Annotated in this window: 17 protein-coding genes and 1 pseudogene; 6 read left to right on the top strand and 12 right to left on the bottom strand. The window is 49.2% G+C overall.

Annotated features, from left to right (window positions below; translation table 11 throughout):
• Position 1: 1 nt before the first annotated feature.
• On the bottom strand, positions 2 to 715 hold the full coding sequence (gene arsH, locus L350_RS00160) for an arsenical resistance protein ArsH (protein ID WP_025801347.1): 714 nt from the start codon (positions 713 to 715) through the stop codon (positions 2 to 4).
• A gap of 5 nt (positions 716 to 720) precedes the next feature.
• Positions 721 to 1053 carry an ArsR/SmtB family transcription factor gene (locus L350_RS00165; RefSeq protein ID WP_001549890.1) on the bottom strand — a complete coding sequence of 111 codons (333 nt, stop codon included), beginning with the start codon at positions 1051 to 1053 and terminating at the stop codon, positions 721 to 723.
• A gap of 303 nt (positions 1054 to 1356) precedes the next feature.
• Between L350_RS00165 and L350_RS00170 the strand changes: the two genes are divergently transcribed.
• The 3 genes from L350_RS00170 to L350_RS00180 all read left to right on the top strand — a co-directional run bounded on the left by L350_RS00170 (position 1357) and on the right by L350_RS00180 (position 5809).
• Complete coding sequence (locus L350_RS00170; protein ID WP_240183892.1) at positions 1357 to 2925, top strand: AAA family ATPase; 1569 nt, start codon at positions 1357 to 1359, stop codon at positions 2923 to 2925.
• Between the two features lie 637 nt (positions 2926 to 3562).
• Entirely contained in the window at positions 3563 to 4195 is a 633-nt protein-coding gene (locus tag L350_RS00175) for a DUF4145 domain-containing protein (protein ID WP_223862080.1), read from the top strand.
• 1122 nt (positions 4196 to 5317) lie between these two features.
• Positions 5318 to 5809: a hypothetical protein gene (locus tag L350_RS00180; RefSeq protein ID WP_032627128.1), complete on the top strand. Its 492-nt coding sequence runs from the start codon at positions 5318 to 5320 to the stop codon at positions 5807 to 5809.
• 113 nt (positions 5810 to 5922) lie between these two features.
• On the opposite strand, the gene L350_RS00185 is transcribed toward L350_RS00180, so the two are convergent.
• Positions 5923 to 6207: a hypothetical protein gene (locus tag L350_RS00185; RefSeq protein WP_032627126.1), complete on the bottom strand. Its 285-nt coding sequence runs from the start codon at positions 6205 to 6207 to the stop codon at positions 5923 to 5925.
• Positions 6207 to 7034 carry a ParA family protein gene (locus tag L350_RS00190; protein ID WP_032627123.1) on the bottom strand — a complete coding sequence of 276 codons (828 nt, stop codon included), beginning with the start codon at positions 7032 to 7034 and terminating at the stop codon, positions 6207 to 6209. The genes L350_RS00185 and L350_RS00190 overlap by 1 nt, the downstream gene beginning before the upstream one ends.
• A 314-nt stretch (positions 7035 to 7348) precedes the next feature.
• Between L350_RS00190 and L350_RS00195 the strand changes: the two genes are divergently transcribed.
• Together L350_RS00195 and L350_RS00200 are read left to right on the top strand one after the other, a co-directional pair.
• Positions 7349 to 8302 (top strand): Rpn family recombination-promoting nuclease/putative transposase, encoded by a 954-nt coding sequence (locus L350_RS00195; RefSeq protein WP_032627121.1) that lies wholly within the window; start codon positions 7349 to 7351, stop codon positions 8300 to 8302.
• Between the two features lie 29 nt (positions 8303 to 8331).
• Entirely contained in the window at positions 8332 to 8658 is a 327-nt protein-coding gene (locus tag L350_RS00200) for a hypothetical protein (RefSeq protein WP_032627119.1), read from the top strand.
• Here the strand turns inward: L350_RS00200 and L350_RS00205 are convergent.
• The 7 genes and pseudogenes from L350_RS00205 to L350_RS0122775 form a co-directional block, all read right to left on the bottom strand.
• On the bottom strand, positions 8630 to 9436 hold the full coding sequence (locus L350_RS00205; RefSeq protein ID WP_032627117.1) for a DUF4225 domain-containing protein: 807 nt from the start codon (positions 9434 to 9436) through the stop codon (positions 8630 to 8632). The two genes, L350_RS00200 and L350_RS00205, sit on opposite strands and share 29 nt — an antisense overlap.
• A 97-nt stretch (positions 9437 to 9533) precedes the next feature.
• Positions 9534 to 10127, bottom strand: a complete 594-nt coding sequence (locus L350_RS00210; protein WP_032627115.1) for a DUF2913 family protein — start codon at positions 10125 to 10127, stop codon at positions 9534 to 9536.
• Positions 10128 to 10179: 52 nt separating this feature from the next.
• Positions 10180 to 10932: an HNH endonuclease gene (locus L350_RS00215; protein ID WP_032627113.1), complete on the bottom strand. Its 753-nt coding sequence runs from the start codon at positions 10930 to 10932 to the stop codon at positions 10180 to 10182.
• A gap of 56 nt (positions 10933 to 10988) precedes the next feature.
• Complete coding sequence (locus L350_RS00220; protein ID WP_032627110.1) at positions 10989 to 11588, bottom strand: hypothetical protein; 600 nt, start codon at positions 11586 to 11588, stop codon at positions 10989 to 10991.
• Positions 11589 to 11680: 92 nt separating this feature from the next.
• Positions 11681 to 12022 carry a hypothetical protein gene (locus L350_RS00225; RefSeq protein ID WP_023307206.1) on the bottom strand — a complete coding sequence of 114 codons (342 nt, stop codon included), beginning with the start codon at positions 12020 to 12022 and terminating at the stop codon, positions 11681 to 11683.
• A gap of 604 nt (positions 12023 to 12626) precedes the next feature.
• Positions 12627 to 12812, bottom strand: a complete 186-nt coding sequence (locus tag L350_RS24830) for a hypothetical protein (RefSeq protein WP_307723336.1) — start codon at positions 12810 to 12812, stop codon at positions 12627 to 12629.
• Positions 12794 to 13774 (bottom strand): annotated as a pseudogene (locus tag L350_RS0122775) (IS5-like element ISKpn26 family transposase). Before L350_RS0122775 ends, L350_RS24830 begins: the two are co-directional and overlap by 19 nt.
• Positions 13775 to 13827: 53 nt before the next feature.
• Here L350_RS0122775 and L350_RS24510 point away from each other — a divergent pair.
• Positions 13828 to 14139: a hypothetical protein gene (locus L350_RS24510; protein ID WP_050595088.1), complete on the top strand. Its 312-nt coding sequence runs from the start codon at positions 13828 to 13830 to the stop codon at positions 14137 to 14139.
• Between the two features lie 89 nt (positions 14140 to 14228).
• On the opposite strand, the gene L350_RS00230 is transcribed toward L350_RS24510, so the two are convergent.
• Positions 14229 to 15314, bottom strand: a complete 1086-nt coding sequence (locus L350_RS00230; protein ID WP_001148851.1) for an iron-containing alcohol dehydrogenase family protein — start codon at positions 15312 to 15314, stop codon at positions 14229 to 14231.
• Position 15315 lies beyond the last annotated feature (1 nt).

Raw genomic sequence — 15315 nt, 5'->3', positions numbered from 1 at the left:
TTTATATGCTGCGCTGGTTGACCCGCTCAGAAAGCTGCGCGGCACTCTCTTTCCTTTCGCTGTAGCGGTCGGTGAGATAATCACTGCGACCGCGCGTCAGCAGGGTGAACTTCATCAGTTCCTCCATGACGTCCACTATGCGGTCATAATACGAAGAAGGCTTCATGCGGCCATCCTCATCAAACTCGGCCCAGGCTTTTGCCACGGATGACTGATTCGGGATGGTGATCATCCGCATCCAGCGTCCAAGAATACGCATCTGATTTACAGCGTTGAACGACTGTGAGCCGCCGCTGACCTGCATGACGGCCAGGGTTTTTCCCTGTGACGGGCGGACCGCGCCTGACGTCAGCGGTATCCAGTCAATCTGGGCCTTCATGATGCCGGTCATGGCCCCGTGACGCTCCGGAGAGCACCAGACCATGCCTTCCGACCAGAGAACCAGCTCCCGCAGCTCAGCCACTTTCGGGTGCGTCTCCGGCGCATCATCGGGCAGTGGCAGGCCGGACGGGTTGAAAATTTTCACCTCCGCGCCCATGGCCGTCAGCAGCCGGGCACCTTCTTCCGTTGTCAGCCGGCTGTAAGAGCGCGCCCGCAGCGAGCCGTAGAGCATCAGGATGCGGGGCGGATGCGTTATCTCTCTGGCCTTCAGCTTATCTTCCGTCAGCGGCGCGTCCAGGAGGGCCGGATCGATATTTTTCAGGGCATCAGTCAGGTTGTTCACAATGGGGTCTCTTCGGGAGTCTTTGCGGGTGACAGACTGCAGCTGCCGCCTGCGCAGCATTCTTCTGTCAGAAAGGCCATCAATTGCTCAAGCTGCGCATAGCAGGGCCTGCAGAACAGGGTACGACTCTGCCGTTCCTGGCTTATGAGTCCAGCGGATATCAGCGCTGAAAGATGATGGCTGAGCGTGGAGGCAGGAATCTCAAGGTGCTTCTGCAGTTCGCCAACCGGCAGGCCTTCATGACCCGCCCTGACCAGCTCCCGGTATATGCTGAGACGTGTCGGGTGGCCCAGTTCTCGAAGTGCGTTTGCAGCAGTGTTTAAATCCATAATACCTCCTTTATCTATATTTCCAGAATAATAGAAATATAGCCTGCGTCAATCGTTTCTGCCGTGAGGGTACCGCTTTCCCAATCATGCTCTGTCCGCCAGGTTATGGGGGGCAGAGCCAGAGCACTACCGAAATCCTTGCGAATACCCGTGCAGGGAATAATTTCCGCCCCCTTTATGGCCGGAAAAAAAACTGATAAACGTCGCCTTTTCAGAAGGTTGCTTTCTTAACGTGGTTTTTCGCATGGTTGGACCTCAGACCCCTATATCAGCTTTAGCCTCCCGCCAGAGCTCAACCCTGATGTGATCCGGCTAATTTATTCACCGCTTCAGCCCGCGTCAGGGACACAATTTGCCGAATTCATTGCGAATCTGGGAAATGCCGACTGGGTCAGAGAGGGGAGGAGCTTTATTCGTGACGATGTCTGCCCTTTCTGTCAGAACACGTTTGATACGGCCCATTTTGCCGAAGAAATGGCGAGGATGTATGACAAAAGCTACACCGACGCGATCGATGTAATACACAAGGCGGCAGAAGAATTAGCGGACAATATTGACTATCTCAATGACCTGTCCGAGAGAGTTTTCAGACATCCCGCTGTAAGCGAAGGTGATGAGGTTTTCAGCTCACTCAAGTTACTTATTCAGATAAGTCAGACAAACTATCAGACCATCCTCAACAAACTCGAGAGACCTTCTGAGATGTACGATATGGCTGATATTTCTGAAGCGCGCAATACCCTCATCAGCAATATAGAAAAGATAAATAATACCGTTTCTGCGAACAACCAGCTGGCCGATAACTACGATGCAGAAATGGCGAGATTAAAGGCTGATGTCGACACGTATCTGCGCCAGATTTGCGACGAGTATCTTGTGGCACTGACGGCTGAACTTCATGAGGTCAGGGCTCAGAAAACAAAAGCCGAGCAACAGGCCTCAGCTCTTTTGACTGAAAGAAGGCAGCTCGGGGAGCAAACGTCTCGGCTTGTAGGGCAACTTTCAGTCATTCAACCTACCATCGACTCCATCAATAATAATCTCAAAGCGTTGGGCGTAACTGACTTCCACATATGCTGCCATGACGAGGAGATGAAGCTTTACCGGCTTAGGCGTGCAAGCGACCCAGGGGAAAGAGAAGTATTCAGAACGCTGAGTGAGGGTGAAAAAACTCTTATTGCGCTGCTCTATTTTATCGAATCCTGCACCGGCAATGTTACGCCCTATGCCGTCCACGATGGCCGGAAGATAATAGTAATTGATGATCCGATATCCAGCCTCTCACATAATTACATTTATGAAGTAGCCTCGCTGATAAAACGAAAAATTATTAAACCTGAGACAGCCCGCCATCTGGTAATCCTCACTCACAACCTGTTTTTTTTCCAGGAAATTTTGCTGACGTCCGTGAGGAGGCTGGAGAGTAAACTCGATGCCCCTAAAGGCTGGTCACTGCTGCGTATTGTCAAGAATGATCACAGCGACTGTATCCCTTTATCCATGCACGAAATGCTTAACGAGTATCAGGCTCTGTGGCAGACACTCAAGGACGTGCGGGACAACAAGAGTCAGCTTATTGTGCTGCCTAATACGATGAGGAATATTCTTGAATACTATTTCAGCTTTGCCTGCAAAGAGGAGAAACTGGAAAAAACGCTTGCAGCTCTGGCTTCTGACCACGCCGAAGGCCGTTATGATTCATTCTATCGGGCCATAAACAGACATTCTCATTCAGATGGCAGAAATATTCTTTCTACAGGCATTATGGATAAAAGCGAATATTTCAGGCTTTTCAGAAAGATTTTTGAAGAAATGGACGAACTGAGACATTACTGCTCAATGATGGATGAAAAGCAAGAGGAAGCTATTTAGTTTCGGCTTTGGAGCGGAGCATCATCACCTGCGGGCACCATTCACTTAACGATTCGGGAGCGAGCGCATGTGCTTACGCACATGTTCTACGCGCCCGAAACGAAAACGTGTATACCGGGTGACCGGAACAACTTTCGGTTTCATGAGGCTTTCCTTCTACAAACCGGCTACTGCCGGAAGTCCCTGTACCCATTACAGGCTGGTAATGATCCAGAGGGGAACGCCCGAGGTGATGACAAAGTCATCATACGAAAAATGACACCGGCTGTCATAACAATAATGCTCTTTTCACTCAAAAAAATCTCGTTAAAGTCTCGTATGCTAGCTCGGCTCGGGCGTGCCGACTTTAGCGGAAAACGGAAAGGGCAGGAAATGGAGAAGAGTCGAAAACCATTTATCCGACATGTCGATAATCGAGGGGCGTGACTCTTTTTCCTGAAGGGTTTATGGATTATGTTGAAAGCGAGTTATCACTGAATTTGAAGATCTGATTCAAATCTCATCATTATTACCCTCGGAGTCCAATTAAATGTCTGTTCATAAAATTTCGGCTAGATTTTTCGGGAGCCTGAACGTGGAATGGCCATGCCCTGCATGTGGCCAGAAAACGTTGCTCATTGACAACGAGAGTTTCTACATGAAGTCACTGCTGGAAAGCAGGCGAGCTCAGAATGAGGAATGGTTTGAACCTTATATGGATGAGACGGTATTCAGCTGCATGGCGCACTGTTCCCGGGCAAACTGCGATGAAGTGGTTGTCTGTATTGGTAAGGGAGGCTGGGAGGAAGAATGGGACGATGAAATGCGAAATCGTGATTATGTTCCCTGGTATAAACCAATGAGCTTTGTTCCGACGTTGCACCCATTTGCACTTCCCGGAAAATGTCCGGCGGAGATTACCGGGCCTATTACAGCTTCTTTTTCTGTCTATCTCAGCCAGCCAGGGTCTGCGGCCAACTTAATCAGGATCTCGGTTGAGAGAATGCTGACGGCAATTGGTGTTCCTGAGCATAACGATAAAAATAAACGCATTAATCTTCATCAACGTATCGAACTGCTTGACGGGCAATATACTCCCTACAAGGACACGCTGATGGCCATTAAATTCCTGGGTAACGCCGGCAGCCATACCTATGATGAAGTGACAACCGGCGATATCGAAGCGGCATTCGAGATTATGGAGTATGTCGTGAATGACCTCTTTTCCGGGCGTAAGGAGTCGATTGACGTTCTCACCAGACGACTACATCGCAAGTTCGGAAACCAGTAAGGAAGCCGGCATTACTTACCTGCCACTGGGTTGCGGTAGCAGTACTCTGTAAGTCAGGATAGTTCAGAAGCTGAAGAACTATCCTGACTAAGGAAACCTGAAGGAATGTTGTTTAACCGGACAACATACTTATCTGCAAGATAGTCCTCAGTACGATATTAGTTCGTCATACTTATATACATATATTTTATGTAATAAGTACAACAAAAAAACTCAACGTAACGAATGTCTAAGTACCAGACATTAATTAAATAAGAGAAACTTTTTCAGATATTCTTTTAGATACTATTTCCGCACACGCGTCAATCCTCCGATCAAATATATTTTGACTTCCATCAGGCCTTCTGGCATTATAATAAAAAATGATGCACACCCCACTCAACAGTGATTCTGTTGCCGTCTTATTTCGCCTGATGGTGAAAATCAGACCGCAGCCGGGTGCATTACGTGCTGGTTCCGGCATATTGCGATATCTGCACTTAAGTTAAATATTATCTGCACCGCTGACCTGGTTTACTCCATTACTCTGGTTTTCGCCGGAAATGGTAACAGAAGAACAGGCCTGACCCATTGTGCCAGGCAACGCAGCTGCAAGGGGAAATTCTCATCGTAAGAGTTATAGGGAGATTGCGCTTAGCACGTGATAATCGTTGACGCAATAGCGAAAATGGCGAAGCAGGAAGAAAATAACTAAAAATATATGTTGACTATTGACAAACACGCTTATTTTAGGGTAAGATAAGCTTATTCTGAACATGACAGAGAATACTGTCATGTGGCCGACAGAGGCCAGGGCAACCCAGATTCGAATAATACTATCCGGTTCCCTGTTCTGTTGGCTCAGCCAAGACAGCAGGCACCGGTGCGCCCGGGCCTGCTTTTTTTGTGCCCGAAGCAAATGACGCGATTCTTTATTCCGCTACTGCGGAGATGGATTCGTATACCCAAAAAACAGCTTTCGCGCTTCGCGAATAAGGAACTGAAATGAACTGACAACTAATGAAGAAGTATCACGTGGCTATTACTGCCAACCATTTTTTAACAATCTGAAAGGTTTCTAAATGAAAACTTTGAATGCTGTAACTCGGAGAAATAACTCAATAACTAACCAAGGAGACTACTATGTCTACAAAAACGTATTTTCAAGCTCTAATCATCTCTGGTCCGGACGTCACGCATTATGGAAATCCAGAACGCCCCCGTAAGAAACGCCGTGGGTTATTTGGCCTCAATAAACAAGAAATCTGTATCGGATCGCTTGTTGGTCTGGTAGAGCAATCTATCCATCAGAAACTCGTAACCTGGGCTATTGGGGTGCTTCAGGCTATTGGATTTGGCACTGGGCTTGCAACCTGGTCAGCTGGTGCATTTTGCATTGCACTTGCCTGTATGATTACAAGTTGGTGCGGATCTTCAATCCTGAGTAAAAAAAGTATCTCCGTGGGCGTGCTTGCGGGTCTGGTTGAGCAAACTATACATGCCGCTTTATTCGCTAAAGTGACAGCAGTATTGTCGGCTATTGGGTTTGCGGCGGGGCCAGCTGCCTGGCTTGCAGGTCTATTCTGCATTGCTTTGCCATGCCTGGTATCCGCCGCAATCTGTAAGCTAAAGTAGTCCTATTGATGCAGGGTACTTGCGATACCCTGCAACTATAATAGAGATTGATTGTATAAAGATCAACCCCTGATATTACAAAGTTAATACTAATGTATTACGTAAGTAATACATTAGATATTTTCCTTAATTGCTTTTAGCACCTTCTCTGGCCCGGCTGACTGTGCAAGGTAGAGCCCTGCGCGCAACAACGTCGATACTGTGATATTTTTATGTGTCAGCGCCTGGATCTGTTCGACCAGCTCCTGTGCAAGCACCTTTTCGGCGGGGGTCATACGTATTGTTTTGGGCGTTTCACCTGTAGTATTTTTCTTTTTAGCAGCAATATTTGTCAGGCTGCTTTCTTTTCTGGCCCGTTCCGGTTTTTCCATTTTTGGTCGAACAAGTTCTTTAGACATTATGCTGCCTCACTGTTGATAATTTCTTCTAGCTCGCGAGCCAGTTTGCCGTAGTCAACTAAAGCCATTGCGCTTTTCTGATAGTAATAAAGTGGGAGACAAGCCACCTGCGACTGCACTATTGCCTGATCAGTACGAATCCGGCTCTTCAACAGGCGCGGTGAGATTCTCTCATGTGAAGTCAGCACGGTATCGATATAGGCGTTAATTTTCTTATTGGCGCCGTTGTAGTTATTACGAAATACGCTGAAACGCGAGTAATCTTCCTCAGAGATCTCATCCATGTAGTCCAGCATGATTTCCAGGCCACTAAGCGAAAAACTCCCGCCGTCGACAGGAACAAGAACATGGTCGGCAATGAAAATGGCATTGCCGGTTGCGATATTGAGCCCTGGTGCGCAGTCAATAATGATGTAATCGTATTCGCCGCGAACTTTCTCAAGATGTCGGCCCAGGATTTTTTCGCGGTGACTGCGTGTAAGTGTCTGTTCGATAATTTTTTCAAACGTAGGGTCGGACGGGATCAGATTAAGGTTAGGGATAGGCGTTTCACCGGCCATCGCAGGAATGATGACATCACGGATATCAAATCGGGAATTACTATAAAGGTCGCAAATTGTAGGGCCGTACATGGAATAATACTTTTTGCCATTTGCGGTCACTTCGGTTGTATTGGCCTGCTGGTCGGAGTCAATCAGCAGCGTGCGCTTTCCAGTTCGGGCAAAGTGGACAGCAAGATTTGTCGCTGAACTGGTCTTACCAGGACCGCCTTTGTTGTTCATTATTGCAACTATTCGCGCAGATTTTTCCTGTAGCTTGCTCATCATGACGGCTCCAGATTAGGGTTAGTATACAGGAATACTTGTAATCCATTTAGCACACATAAGCAATACAAATGTACTACAATAATCATTATAGACTTCTATTCTCCAGCTTCTGACTCTCGCACTGGCCAGGTAATCAGAACAGGCGGCGTGGGTGAGGAAAAGTTCGCCTAGCGTCCGGTTAACAGAATGACAGGGAAGGGGACCGAACCACACCGGCAAAGTCCCCTGAAGGAATGGCAATTCAGTTCACCGCCAATGTTAGCTTTTTACGGGTTGTGATAGCATCTTAGGGTCATTTTTCAGAGCCAGGGCTGATGAAGAAGAAAAGCAGCACACCTACACCCCACGATGCCACGTTCAGGCAGTTCCTGACGCAACCAGATGTTGCGCGTGATTTTATGGAAATCCACCTGCCCGCAGAGTTACGAGCAGTCTGCGATCTCAGCACGCTGAAGCTGGAATCCGGCTCGTTCGTCGAGGATGATCTCCGCCAGTATTTCAGCGACGTCCTTTACAGCCTGAAAACCACCGGCGGTGATGGCTACGTTCACGTGCTCATTGAACACCAGTCTTCGCCAGACAAACATATGGCTTTTCGCCTGATACGCTATGCCGTGGCTGCCATGCAGCGTCATCTGGAAGCGGGCCATAAGAAGTTGCCCCTGGTGATACCCGTTCTGTTCTATACGGGTAAGCGCAGCCCGTATCCGTACTCCACCCGGTGGCTGGATGAATTTGACGATCCGCAGCTGGCAGGCTCCCTTTACAGCTGCTCTTTCCCGCTGGTAGACGTTACGGTCATTCCGGATGATGAAATCGCTGGCCATCGCAGCATGGCCGCCCTGACCTTACTGCAGAAACATATTCACCAGCGGGATCTTGCCGAGTTGATTGACAGACTGGCGCCCATCTTACTGGCAGGTTATCTGTCTTCATCGCAGGTAGTATCACTGGTACACTATATAGTACAGGCTGGCGAAACATCAGACGCCGAAGCCTTTGTACGCGAACTGGCACAGCGTGTGCCGCAACACGGAGACGCACTTATGACCATCGCACAACAGCTTGAGCAGAAGGGTATTGAGAAGGGTATCCAGCAGGGGATCGAGCAGGGCATCCAGCTAGGCGAAGAGCGTGGTATTGAAAAAGGCCGCAACGAAGGCAAACTGGAAGTTGCCCGTACCATGCTGCAGAACGGCATCGATCGCAATACCGTCATGAAAATGACGGGTCTGAGTGAAGACGACCTGGCGCAGATCCGCCACTGAGTATTCTTTTCAGGTTGAAGGAGACGTTCATGACAGTGAAGAACGACGAACTTATTGCGGCAGGTTTTAGCAGCAAAGAAATAGAGAGAATCAAGCGTTACACTGTAACAGGTGATTCACTGGACAGGGTTCTGTTAGATCTTTCCCGTTATTTCAAAATGTTCGTTTGGGTCACCACTGTTATGGTCGTGATTATAATCCTCAGTACAATTTTAGGCAGCACCACACAGACAATCTCTAGCGCGATAGCCGCAGCTTTCCTGGTGATGGTGTTTCTCCTGGTGATGCCTATCAAGGTTGGTTATAAATCCTGGAAGCTATTAAAAACTAACGCGAACGATTTTGATCGTGGGTGAGTAGCTCCAGTACCACTTTTGCACTGACTCCCCATCCCAGAACCTTCATTGTCAGTCTGCCCGGAGACATGGTTTCCACCTTGCGGTAATAGTCTCCGGGAAGATAACGGAAAAGACGCCAGGCCTCAGCTTTCCCGGTCAGACCAAACACACCATAAACGTTGGCTGCAAGCGTGGTTGCATTAAAGATCCCCAGGCCGACATCGCGGCTGAAGCCCATAAATTCCGCTACGGTCATGGCGCCATCCGCCAGGATACCCTCTGAAGCAGTTTCATTCAGGAGTTGACGGGCTGCTTCCCTTGTTACCGTATTAAGAGCATCACCGACCAGAATGGCACCGGCAAGCATACCAGCTGGCGTCATGGAGGCGATCATAACACCGCCAAACACAGCCTGAACGCCGGCAAGAACGACCTTAATTCCGGATATGAAGTATCCGACAATTTTATTCTGCTCTGTTACATACTGTATTTCAGCGTAGATCCGGGCATAACCGGTTTTCAGCATACGCGACTGCTCAAGCAGGAACTCATTTTCAGTCCTGAGGTTTTTCAGGCAGGCAATACATTCTTCATCACTCTTTGCTTTCCTTGCCGCCTCAAACTGTTGCATGACCACCTTTCTTATCTCATCCACGAATTTCAGACGGGTCAGTGAATCACTGAGGTGCATTGCTGCGACAGTATTTGCGGTATTCACAAGCTTACGGGCTTCCAGATTAATCATCGTATCAGCCCACTGACGCCGACTCTGCCCGGGAAAAAGCGCGATATCCATTACATATTCCTTATCTGTCATCAGGATGAGAAGTCATTAGCCTGCATGTATTAAAACAGCGCAGCTGCGCGCCAGGACTTCATGTCTTCAGTTTTCTTTATCCCTGTCTGACCATCAGCGTAAACTGGTGGGGCAGGCAGGCATCTCCTTCAGGAACGGCTATCCAGCCACAGCTTTTCAGCAACGCATTGAGCGCTTCAACCTGCCCGCTTATTCGGGCTGGCACCGGTAATATTTGTTTTCCTTCTTCATTGAAGGCGATGTCCAGAGCGCTTTTCAGAAGACAGATGCTGTTTACTGATGCCGAGGTCTGGATTCGGCGCCGGCCACTCCAGTCTCTGTCGCTAAGGGCGTGGTAGGTCCAGTAATGCTGAGTTGCCAGTTCTATAGCATAGGTCAGCCGGAACATATCATTTTGCTCCAGCAGTTCACCGTTGCAGCTGCGCCAGATATAGTCCAGCTTTTGCTTCAAGCGGGCGCGCATACCCAGCGACCGTCCCTGGTTCAGTATCCAGTCGATGTCGGTGGCCAGGTCACGCGAGAAGCGACGCTGCTTTTTGGCCAGAGCAAACCAGCGCGTGATGAAAAGATTTTCCTGCGATTCAGAGCTTATCAGGCCGTCCTGACGGGCCAGCTGTAGTGCGACAAGTGCGCACCATGCCAGATGTCCGGTCTTATCCGTGTTTATCAATTCTTAAGCATCCCTGACAAATATGTAATGGCAACGAACCCGTAGACGATAACTATTCAGTAGCACCAATCCGTTTTTTAGCTTCATTAATTATGCTGCGCAGCACATCAACCGACAATGGTCTGGATTCATTCGATCTGTGCACCATCGCGTGGCAGTTAGGGCACAGAGGAACCAAATCGTTCTCTGGGTCTATTTGGTAGCTCTCGCCAATAGTTTTCAGGGGGTTAATGTGGTGGACGTGGATGAAGTCCTTGCCCAGGTCTCCATAGGTTTTTTCGAAATCGAATCCGCAGCCCTTACAGACGGTACCATGATGCCTGATACAGGCTTTCCGGGCTTCAGAACTTCTTTCATAGGCGTTGACGGTAATGACCTTTCGGGCACCTTCAGTATATTGCTCTGGCATGCTGAGTTCTTCAGGATAGGCATGGCCGATAGTATCGGCATACCAGACACGCCCTTCCTTCCGGAGATAGCGTTTTTCAATGCGATGTTCGAAACCTTTGATCGACGCTACGTCAGGATTATCAGGCTTTGGGGAGTGAATCATATTGAAGGTGTACAGGTCATATCCTTCGTTCAGGTAGCCAAGATGCTCGATAGCCTGAGTGTAACCCGGTAGTCTCTTATTCTTGGCACTAAACTCCCATTCTTCGCGGAGGATAACTGCGCGCTCCTGTTCACGTTCAGAGTCCCAGGCACCAAAAATCACGAACTGGCGGTCATGGCTGATGAAAGACCAGCTCCAGTTCCAGTTCTTACAGGTTGCTCCCTGACTCTGTATAAACTGCTTTCTGTTCACTTCCCACCTCTTACATTAAACAACAATAGTTTTTAAGCAAGTATACCTAAGATTAATTACAATCTACTACTAAGATATTTATTAAACCGTTTTTTGTTCTTAAGAACAGATATAAATCTAGTTGAAACAATCATTATAAGGAATGTATAAAACACTGCTGCTACAATAAGTGAAAAAGGAAAGATAGCATTAGGCAAACCCTTGTTCCAGTCCGCCGAAAAATAATAAGCCAGGTAGTATGTGAAAAATGTAAACAACCAAAAAGCCAGGGCGAACAGAACATTTCCCACATTTACACGAATTCTACCATTTTCAATGACATACAGCCCTTTAATGCGTAATAAACTTTTTGCGAAGTATCCGTTTTTACTTATATCCTCATAGAAAAAACTAATTACACACTTTGATAAATCGGTATTTTCATGCAGCTTATAATCGCTTATTATTATTTTGTGCTTTAGTTTTTCCAGGGTGTTACTACTTTTTTTATAACCATTGATATATTCTATTGCTTCTATTTTCTTACTCGTAGGTAAAGAGAAAAAAGAAATATATGAAGAATAAAACCTTTTAATCCAGGGTATTAATATCGTTGAAATAGCAAGTATAATAAACGGAGACAGCATTTTTAAAAATTCGACGTATTCTTTATTCATATTTTTTCCATCCTTTCATACTACGACCATTTGAGGTCGCAGACCTTTTTATTTAGGTTCTTATATGCGTACTGCGCACGAAGACCTCTCCGTTAGCGAGGATCGAATAGCTGTTGTCTGACCATTTCGAATGCTTTCTGCAACGTTGCTTTATCGGATATATTCATAATTTGAGTTGCTAATAGTTCCAGTGCGTCATTGTTTGATTCTTTTGCCAGAAGCAGAGCACTCATTCCTAACGCTAATCGAGGAGATTCAGAAACAGGAATATTATCTTCATCGAAGATGGCTTTTAATTCCTCCTGAACGGATGGTCGCATGTTTGAAAAATCCTTTTCAATGAAAAGTTTACGACATGCATCTATCAGCATGTCTTTGCGCTCTATGCTCAGCATGCTGTCAACCATCGAGTCGATTATTGATGGGTTGTTCATTTTATATCAATATCCTTATCAAATTTGAGCGATTATTATTCATAACCTGGTTTACCAGTGAAGTACATAGACGTTTGGTGTATTAGCCAGTCTCGTGGAAATGCGCCGCAGGCGCATGAAGGCGCCAGCTTGAGCTGAATGTGGCTCTTCTGGTTAGTGGCGCCGTAGCCCGGCGCAGCCGGTTGATCTATAGAGGATCGCTATCAACCTCCCCTTCCCTGCAAAGCCATAACCCGCTAATCGCGACGCAGAAGCATCTGTGCGCCATCGGAGTGGTCACGACAAGGCGTAGCCGCAGTCGGGGCGTATCTCCGCGTTAGCGGGCCGTCAGGGCCGCTTACGGGCGTGTACTAAAAACTCACAGCGACACTACTCACAGCCACTCAGAATTCTAGTTACAACATCCATCATTAAAAGCGACGTTGTTCCGGGCCTTCGGCCCGGGGCGGCCTCGCTTTTCAGTGGTGGGGAGGGGCACTTGGCCGGCAAACCGGCGCCGGTTTTATGATGAACTTCCTTTTGAATGCTGTAACTAATTTGCTTCTCCGGTCGGGGCCCGTCGCGAAGCGATGGGAGCTCTCTCTGGTGACCTGCTCCCCGTTGATTAATACACCGTGATGTTAGGGAAGGTGCGAATAAGCAGGTCATTTCTTCCCAAGCTGACTCGCTGATTAAAATTTCGCGGATCTGGGCCGATTTTTTTCCCGCAAACACATCGAATCAGCCTATTTAGGCTATTTTTTCCACCATTTCTGGCGTTATTTCCGGTTTTTACTGAGATCTCTCCCACTGACGTATCATTTGGTCCACCCGAAACAGGTTGGCCAGGGTGAATAACATCGCCAGTTGGTTATCGTTTTTCAGCAGCCCCTTGTATCTGGCTTTCACGAAGCCGAACTGCCACTTGATGATGCGAAACGGGTGCTCCACCCTGGCACGGATGCTGGCTTTCATGTATTCGATGTTGATGGCCGTTTTGTTCTTGCGCGGATGCTGCTTCAAGGTTTTTACCTTGCCGGGACGCTCGGCGATCAGCCAGTCCACATCCACCTCGGCCAGCTACTCGCGCTGTAGCGCTCCTTGGTAGCCGGCATCGGCTGAGACAAATTGCTCCTCTCCATGAAGCAGATTACCCAGCTGATTGAGGTCATGCTCGTTGGCCGCGGTGGTGACCAGGCTGTGGGTCAGGCCACTCTTGGCATCGACACCAATGTGGGCCTTCATGCCAAAGTGCCACTGATTGCCTTTCTTGGTCTGATGCATCTCCGGATCGCGTTGCTGCTCTTTGTTCTTGGTAGAGCTGGGTGCCTCAATGATGGTGGCATCCACCAAAGTGCCTTGGGTCATCATGACGCCTGCTTCGGCCAGCCAGCGATTGATGGTCTTGAACAATTGACGGGCCAGTTGATGCTGCTCGAGCAGGTGGCGGAAATTCATGATGGTGGTGCGATCCGGCAGGGCGCTATCCAGGGATAATCGGGCAAACAGGCGCATGGAGGCGATTTCGTACAGGGCATCTTCCATGGCACCGTCGCTCAGGTTGTACCAATGCTGCATGCAGTGAATACGCAGCATGGTCTCCAGCGGATAGGGCCGTCGGCCATTGCCCGCCTTGGGATAAAACGGCTCGATGACAGCGGTCATATTCTGCCATGGCAGAATCTGCTCCATGCGGGAGAGGAAAATCTCTTTTCGGGTCTGACGGCGCTTAGTGCTGAATTCACTATCGGCGAAGGTGAGTTGATGGCTCATGATGTCCCTCTGGGATGCGCTCCGGATGAATATGATGATCTCATATCAGGAACTTGTTCGCACCTTCCCTGGAGCACCTCCACCAACAAGGGATTATCCAGCCCCATCCTGCCGGTGAGGTTGCTCTGTCCGCCGCCGAGTTTGAAGTGGAGAACCCGTACGCCATAGCCAGGCGCTGGAGCGCGCTCTTCGACCTCCCGATGACAACGCGCGCGGGCAATCCGGCGCTGCGTATTGGCGATAAGTATTTCCAGTTCAATCAAGGGAACAGCAACGCGCTGGTGCAACTCGATTTTCTCACCGACACGGCGGCGCTCAAGGGTCAAACCATTTTGGTGGGCGAAGGGCGTTATGCGTTTCACTGACTCACAATGGGCACCTGCGCGAACGAAGACCGACAACAGGGAAACAGCGTATTCACGTTTTCCACCATCGGGATACGCTGCTGAGGGTACTACAACAACCCGGCCTGATGTTCCACACGCGCAATGGCGCTATACAGTGCGCCCGCTGTGACCGGAGCCGGCATGTTCGCCATATCCGGCGCATGCAATGCCATATCAATAATCCCCGCCAGTTCCGTGCTGTCCAGTTCAGCAATTTCCCGCAGGCTGAGCGGGATAGCGCACGCGCGGGCCAGGCCAATGGCCTCCAGCAATTCCTCATCGCTGCGGTTCTCCAGCGCCAGCAGGCAAAGGTTGCCAAATCCCACCAATAAGCCATGACCAAATTCGCGGGTTTTATCGCATACGGTAAACCCCTCATAAATTGCATGAGCGGCAGCAGCATGTGCCCCACTGCTCATTAATGAGGTCAGTCCGGCAAACATAAATATCGCATCCAGTACTTGCTCCAGCGCAGCATCGGGCACCCCTTTGCGAACTGCATCGCAGGCGGCGGGGCCGTGGGTATTGATCAGGTCATAGCAGATACGGCTGTTGGCAATGGACGCCCGGGCGATACCGCTGTGATTGTCCAGCCCGGCGCTGATAGCGCGAAACTCGTACCATTTCGCCAGTGTATCGCCAAGGCCTGCCGCCAACCAGCGCAGCGGCGCGGCGGCTATGATTTCTGTGTCAATAATCACCACAGCAGGCGCCTGATTCAGTGGAAAGAGATCCCGAAAATGGCCGTCATCGTGATAACGGACAGTGAGTGGCGTCACCGCCGCGCAGGTTGCCGCAATGGTTGGCACGGTGACCACCGGGACACGGGTCTCCACGCCCACGGCTTTACTGGTATCCAGGGCTTTTCCCCCACCCACGCCAATGACCAGGTCTGCGCCGGTGGCCTGCACCACTTGCGCCAGACGATGAATATGGCTTTCGCTGCACACGCCGCCAAACCACTCCCGGCCAACCACCGTCACCGATGATGCCGCCAGTTGATAGCGGATATGCGCTTCCACCGCCGCCAGGCCACTATGGCCGCCGATAATCAGCGCCCGTGAACCCAATAATCCGCAGACCTCACCGATACGCGAAACCGCACCTGCGCCACGCAGGATCTGCGCCGGGAAGATAATATTTTGTGCCTGCATA

This window comes from Enterobacter sp. MGH 4, assembly GCF_000534735.1.
Taxonomy (GTDB): domain Bacteria; phylum Pseudomonadota; class Gammaproteobacteria; order Enterobacterales; family Enterobacteriaceae; genus Enterobacter; species Enterobacter intestinihominis.
The sequence above is the reverse complement of the archived record's forward strand: the minus strand, read 5'-3'. Positions and strand labels throughout refer to the sequence as shown.

Bases quoted from the DNA above. Each gene is read 5' to 3' on its own strand.
- L350_RS00165 (WP_001549890.1), bottom strand. From the start codon at position 1,053: ATGGATTTAAACACTGCTGCAAACGCACTTCGAGAACTGGGCCACCCG.
- L350_RS00175 (WP_223862080.1), top strand. From the start codon at position 3,563: ATGAAGTCACTGCTGGAAAGCAGGCGAGCTCAGAATGAGGAATGGTTT.
- L350_RS00180 (WP_032627128.1), top strand. From the start codon at position 5,318: ATGTCTACAAAAACGTATTTTCAAGCTCTAATCATCTCTGGTCCGGAC.
- L350_RS00185 (WP_032627126.1), bottom strand. From the start codon at position 6,207: ATGTCTAAAGAACTTGTTCGACCAAAAATGGAAAAACCGGAACGGGCC.
- L350_RS00190 (WP_032627123.1), bottom strand. From the start codon at position 7,034: ATGATGAGCAAGCTACAGGAAAAATCTGCGCGAATAGTTGCAATAATG.
- L350_RS00195 (WP_032627121.1), top strand. From the start codon at position 7,349: ATGAAGAAGAAAAGCAGCACACCTACACCCCACGATGCCACGTTCAGG.
- L350_RS00200 (WP_032627119.1), top strand. From the start codon at position 8,332: ATGACAGTGAAGAACGACGAACTTATTGCGGCAGGTTTTAGCAGCAAA.
- L350_RS00205 (WP_032627117.1), bottom strand. From the start codon at position 9,436: ATGGATATCGCGCTTTTTCCCGGGCAGAGTCGGCGTCAGTGGGCTGAT.
- L350_RS00220 (WP_032627110.1), bottom strand. From the start codon at position 11,588: ATGAATAAAGAATACGTCGAATTTTTAAAAATGCTGTCTCCGTTTATT.
- L350_RS00225 (WP_023307206.1), bottom strand. From the start codon at position 12,022: ATGAACAACCCATCAATAATCGACTCGATGGTTGACAGCATGCTGAGC.
- L350_RS00230 (WP_001148851.1), bottom strand. From the start codon at position 15,314: ATGCAGGCACAAAATATTATCTTCCCGGCGCAGATCCTGCGTGGCGCA.